At 64.6% G+C, this 5,204-nt stretch carries 8 protein-coding genes; 6 read left to right on the top strand and 2 right to left on the bottom strand.

Going from position 1 to position 5,204, the window contains the following annotated elements; all coding sequences use genetic code 11:
* From VFG49_RS13850 to VFG49_RS13840, 3 genes are all read left to right on the top strand, one after another.
* The coding region (locus VFG49_RS13850) for an ExbD/TolR family protein (protein ID WP_324861465.1) at positions 1-391 on the top strand (391 nt) is incomplete at its 5' end.
* 244 nt (positions 392-635) lie between these two features.
* Positions 636-929, top strand: a complete 294-nt coding sequence (locus VFG49_RS13845; RefSeq protein WP_324861463.1) for a hypothetical protein — start codon at positions 636-638, stop codon at positions 927-929.
* A 30-nt stretch (positions 930-959) separates the two neighbouring features.
* Complete coding sequence (locus tag VFG49_RS13840; protein ID WP_324861461.1) at positions 960-1,487, top strand: Spy/CpxP family protein refolding chaperone; 528 nt, start codon at positions 960-962, stop codon at positions 1,485-1,487.
* A 69-nt stretch (positions 1,488-1,556) separates the two neighbouring features.
* Here the strand turns inward: VFG49_RS13840 and VFG49_RS13835 are convergent, their stop codons facing one another.
* The gene (locus VFG49_RS13835; protein ID WP_324861459.1) at positions 1,557-2,210 is read right to left on the bottom strand and encodes a 2'-5' RNA ligase family protein; all 654 of its coding nucleotides are present in this window, start codon (positions 2,208-2,210) and stop codon (positions 1,557-1,559) included.
* Positions 2,211-2,342: 132 nt separating this feature from the next.
* Here VFG49_RS13835 and VFG49_RS13830 point away from each other — a divergent pair, with 132 nt between their 5' ends.
* Genes VFG49_RS13830 through VFG49_RS13820 form a run of 3 tightly spaced genes read left to right on the top strand, consistent with a single transcriptional unit; the run spans position 2,343 to position 4,682 of the window.
* Positions 2,343-2,822, top strand: coding sequence for a hypothetical protein (locus VFG49_RS13830; protein ID WP_324861457.1), 480 nt, complete (start codon positions 2,343-2,345; stop codon positions 2,820-2,822).
* A 57-nt stretch (positions 2,823-2,879) separates the two neighbouring features.
* Positions 2,880-4,397, top strand: a complete 1,518-nt coding sequence (locus tag VFG49_RS13825; protein ID WP_324861455.1) for a hypothetical protein — start codon at positions 2,880-2,882, stop codon at positions 4,395-4,397.
* Between the two features lie 15 nt (positions 4,398-4,412).
* Positions 4,413-4,682: a GIY-YIG nuclease family protein gene (locus tag VFG49_RS13820; protein WP_324861453.1), complete on the top strand. Its 270-nt coding sequence runs from the start codon at positions 4,413-4,415 to the stop codon at positions 4,680-4,682.
* A 53-nt stretch (positions 4,683-4,735) separates the two neighbouring features.
* On the opposite strand, the gene VFG49_RS13815 is transcribed toward VFG49_RS13820, so the two are convergent.
* Positions 4,736-5,204, bottom strand: a 469-nt coding sequence (locus tag VFG49_RS13815) for a transferrin receptor-like dimerization domain-containing protein (protein ID WP_324861451.1), incomplete at its 5' end; no start/stop codon positions are given.

Raw genomic sequence — 5,204 nt, 5'->3', positions numbered from 1 at the left:
TGCACGTGTATCCGATGTTCCGTTCGCACAGATCAACGTGACGCCGCTGGTCGATGTCCTGCTCGTATTGCTGGTGATCTTCATGATCACCACGCCCGTGCTCACCCATCAGTTGAAACTGGACTTGCCTCAGCCGGGACGATCGGAAAAGTCCACGCCTCCGCCGTCGGTGCACCTCGTCGTTGCTGCCAATGGAGCGATCACCTGGAATGACATGCCGATCAGTGCATCGGCACTGGAATCGCAACTGGCCATCGCCGCGCATCAAAGCGAACCGCCAAGCCTCGCGGTCGATCCGGCCGATGGCGCGTCGTACCAGATCGTCGCCGAGGTGATTGCACAGGCGAAGCGGCAAGGCATCGAGCGCATCGACTTCGTCGCCTCGCGCTAAAACCGCAACCTGAAATCGCATCGGGAGCGGAGGCATGCCTTCGCTCCTCTTCTTTGTCCTCACGCCACGCCGACATTGTCGAACCGTGGCGTAAGGCGAACGCGGAACACGCGTATTTATTGGGTTGCCGTGCACATTCGCGGTCCTAGTCTCCGGCATGCGACACCACCGCCGCATGCCGGAGGCAAGATTGATGAACCGCAAGAATTCGCGTTCGCTATCCAGAAAAACCATGGCGTGCTGCATGGCACTGGCATGCGCTGCGCTGCCGTTCTCGGCATGGGCGCAGCACCATCACGACGCGCCACCGCCCCAGCATTACGACCATCACCACGATCATTACGATCATTACGACCATCACGACTACCACCACCACGATGATTCGGGTGCCGTTGTGGCCGGCGCATTGCTCGGCGTGGCGGCAGGTGCAGTAATCGTAGGCTCGACCGCGCCACAGCCGCCGCCCACGGTGGTCTATGAAACGCCGCCACCGCCACCGCCGCCACCCGTCGTCTACTACGACGATCGCGGTTACTGAAGCCCTCTCCACTGCATGGGATACACGACGATGAAAACCACTATGCGCAGTCTGGCGCTGCCGGCGCTGGTCTCGTTTGCACTGGCGATGCCGGCGTGGGCGCAACAGTCCACCAGTCCGCAGTTGCCGACTGCAACGCCCGCAGCCACCAAGGATCACGGGCAGAAGCATGCCGACGCCGTGGAGCGGCGCATCGCCGACCTGCACGCGCAACTGAAGATCACCGACAAGCAGGCCAAGGAATGGGATGCCTTTGCGCAGACCATGCGCGACAACGCGCGCAAGGCCGACGAAGCCTTCCGCGATCGTGCGCAGAAGCTGCCCACGATGAAGGCACCCGATGCCATGAAGTCGTACGCGGACCTTACCGAGACGCATGCGGACAACATGAAGAAGCTCGCTTCGTCCTTCAGCGATCTGTACGACGTGCTGACGCCGGACCAGAAGCAGATCGCCGACACGATGTACCGATCGCCGGGCGAGCACGCAGGCAAGGGCAAGGCTGCCAAGAGCAGCAAACCTGCCAGTGCACCTTCGGCGGGTAGTGCCAACGGCTGATGCCATCGAGGTTCGCCGGGCGGCGCGCGCCACGTGTTCGACCGTGGCGTGCGCCCTTGTTTTCCAGCATCACGCTGGCTCGGTTTCCGGTGTACGCAGCGGCACCCGATGATGAGTCTGCAACGGGCCGAATGGGTCCCGCGCATCGTAGGTGGCGTAATGAAGTCCGGTCACGGGCAGTGACAACTCAGGCGCGGGCAACGACTGCAACCGGGCCCGTAGCACCTGCGCGCTTACCCGGCGGCGGTAAAGACCCAAGGTGATGTGCGGAACATAGTCTGCCTGGCGAATCTCGCTGGCCGCCAGCGACAGCACGGCGCGCCACGTGGCAAGCCTCGTCAATGGATCACCCAGCGGGATGAAGGCCGCACTGGCAAAACTGTCGGGTCGGCCCAGCGGCAGCCGGGTTGGCACGCCATCATGCGCGGACAACAAGGCGAGTTGCCGTGACAAGGCCTCCGGCGCGAAGTCGTCATCGTGCATGCGTGCGGCGGCGTGGAATCCACAGACAAACAACGTCACGTGAGGCTGCCGGCGCGGGCATGGATGCAGGAGATCGGCCAGTCGCGCACGCAGCTGCGCGATGTAGGCGAGCACGGTCTCGTCCTCGACCGGCAGCATCCACAGGCCGTAGCGCTCGCGCCCGCGACGCCATTCGGGATAGTCGCGGAGGTCGGCCACCTGTGTTTCGGCGGGGCTCGTCGTGGGGGCGGAGAACAGCATGCCTGATGGTAACGGGCATCGCCGGCGCGATTCACGTACCCCTGCGCAAAGACCTATCGTCATCGTTCCGCCAGCCCGGCTAGAGTACGCCGCAGCCCGCCGTATGGACGGCCGGGCACCAAGGAGACCGTCATGCCACGCACGCGTCACCCTGCCCTGGCCGCCATTCTCTGGGGTGGCTTCATCGCCGGCACGCTGGATATCGGCGCCGCTTCGCTCATCAGCGGCTACAACCCCATTGTCATCCTCAAGTACGTCGCAGGCGGGCTGCTCGGGCGCGCGTCGCTCGCTGGAGGACCCGGCAACGCCGTGCTGGGTCTGCTGCTGCAATGGGGCATGTCCATCCTCATCGCCGCCATCTTTGTGCTGCTCATGCGCAACCGCATCCCCGGCATGCGCCGGTGGGCCACCTGGGGCATCGCCTATGGCGTGGTGGTTTTTGCCGTCATGAACTACGTGGTCGTGCCGATTTCGGCGTTGCACACCGTGCCGCACTTCAGTGTCTTCAGCTTCGTGGCGAATCTAGCTGCGATGCTGCTGTTCGGCTGGATCGTGGCGTTCGCTGCCAGGATCTTCCTCGGCCGGCAGCCGCCTCCGGCAACAGCGTCCTAGCCTGCCCTCGTCCCGCGGTTTCAGGCAAACTCCCCGGTGACCACCGGGGGAGTCACCATGCGCAAGGCAGGAGCATTCGTTTTGCTGTTGGCGGCCGCGTGTGCCGCCCATGCGTCCAAGAGCAAGCCTGAAACCGTCACGACACCGGCAACACAGGACGTCGATGCCGCGAGGGAAAATGTCCGCCTTGCGGTGATCTACGCGCGCAACGGCAACATGGTCTCCGCCAAGGAGGCACTGGATCGCGTGATGCATGTCGCGCAGTTCGAACGGCTGCCCGAGAAGGTGCGCTTCAGCGCATTGGTGCTCGCCGGTGGCATTGCCGAAGACGAGGAGAAACCGCGCGAAGCGCACGACCTGTTGGTTCGCGCCAGTGCGTTCGCCGAGTCCGATCTTTTCGTCTGGTCCAACCGGCTTATCACCGCCTACACCATCCAGGATTATCGCGACAGTGCGCGATGCGTCATCACGATCGCCAGGCGATGGCCCGACAAGCTCGACACCTTCCACGAACGCGCCTTCATCATCGTTGGCCGCGAGCTCGACGCATCCGCCGACCAGGAGCTGCAGCGCGACTATCTGCAGGCGCTGTTCGATGCCGGCTGGAAAACCAGCGAAGGTGAACCCAGCGAATTCTGGCGCCGGCTGGCCAGCCTGTGGCTGCGCGCCGGCAACACGCAGAAGGCAGTGGCCGCAGCGGCCCGCATCCAGTCAGCGCGCGTCGTGCTGGCGATGCGGGTCGACAAGCAGTTCGACGTGCTGACCAGGAGCAACCCCGGCAGTTATGACGTTGACCGCGCCGTCGCCCGCGAGATCGAGGACGCGCGCGAACAGATCAAGGCATCCCCCGACCGGCTCGCGCCCGTGGTGCGCCTGCAGGGCCTGCTGCTGAGCGTGCAGCACTACGATGAGGTGATCGCCCTTGCCGACGACGTGCAGGCAAAGACGAGGGACGGACAAGGCCCCTCGCTCTACAAGGATTTCGACGAAAAATATATCTGGCTGCTGGACGAACGCTCCCGCGCACTGGCTCGCCTGGGACGCTGGGACGAGGCGGTGCGCCAGTGGGAAGTGGCCGCGCGACGTCCCGAGCAAGGCGGCATGAACGTCAGCCAGATCATCAACCTCGGCCAGCTCTATGCCGACCTCCGCCGCCCTCGCGAAGCGCTGGATACGGTGCAGGAGTTGGGCAATGTCAGCGACTACGGACGGATGCAGCTTGAGATCGTGCGGCTGCAGGCAGCCATCGTGCAGCAGGACCAAGTCGCCATCGCGACCCACATGGACTACATGCGCGAGCATCGCAACGACGCGATCGCCACCTGGCAGGCGGCGCTGCTGCAGACGGGCGACATGGACGGTGCGGCCACGCTGCTGATCGAGCGGCTGGGCAGCGAGGCGTGGCGAAGCGATGCGCTGTCGGAGATGCAGCAATACGCCCCGATCCAGACCACGCCCATGGATGCCGAGCGCATGAAGCGCTGGCGCGCCGTCATCGCGCGTCCGGATGTCCAAAAGGCATTGGCGAAGGTGGGACGCGTCGAGACATTCAAGCTGGACCCGACCGAGACCTGACCGCACACTGTGCGCATGACACGCACCAACACCACGACCTGGTGGCTCTACCTCATCGAATGCCGCGACGGTTCTTACTACGCGGGCATCACCAACGATCTCGACGCACGCTACGAGGCGCATGCGTCGGGAAAAGGTGCGCGCTATACGCGGTCGCATCCACCGCTGCGGATGATCGGCTCGCGCGCCTATGAGGATCGCGCGGCGGCCTCGCGCGCCGAGTGGGAGATCAAGCGCCTGCCCAAGCATCGCAAGCCGGGCTTTCTCACCGAGAAAACCGCCTGAATCCCGGGAGCGCCGTCATGGCGCTCCCGGTGACGCGAACCATCCGCTGCCGTTTACGACGGCTTTTTCAGCAAGGCCGTCAACTGGTCGAGCTGCTGGCGATAGCCATCCAGCGTCCTGGCCGTGACGCCGGCGAAACGATTGGCCTCATCCCAGCGACGCGCCTCCAACGCTTCGCGCACGCCCGGCACGGTCTTCACTTCATAGCCCGTCAGCATGCCCGGCGCGTAGATCATGTGCTGGAACCATGGACGCCCGGGCAGGCCGTCGTTGTCGGACAGCGCCTGTTCCATGCGGCCCATCAACGCATTGATTTCCTGCTGTTGCGCGGGCGCGAATGCGAGCCCCGCCGCAGCGCGCGCGTTGTAGGCAGTCTCATAAGCCTGCGCACTGGCCTTGAGCTTTTTCGCCGCCTCGTCCAGTGGTGCGAGCCGGATGTCCGGCACGTCGGAATCGCGCACGGGCGCCCCGATCGGACGGGTGGGATCGGACACCAGCGCAAACGCCTTGCCGTCGATCAGC

Origin of the sequence: Dyella sp. (assembly GCF_035685885.1) — a bacterium.
GTDB lineage: Bacteria > Pseudomonadota > Gammaproteobacteria > Xanthomonadales > Rhodanobacteraceae > Dyella.
The sequence above is the reverse complement of the archived record's forward strand: the minus strand, read 5'-3'. Positions and strand labels throughout refer to the sequence as shown.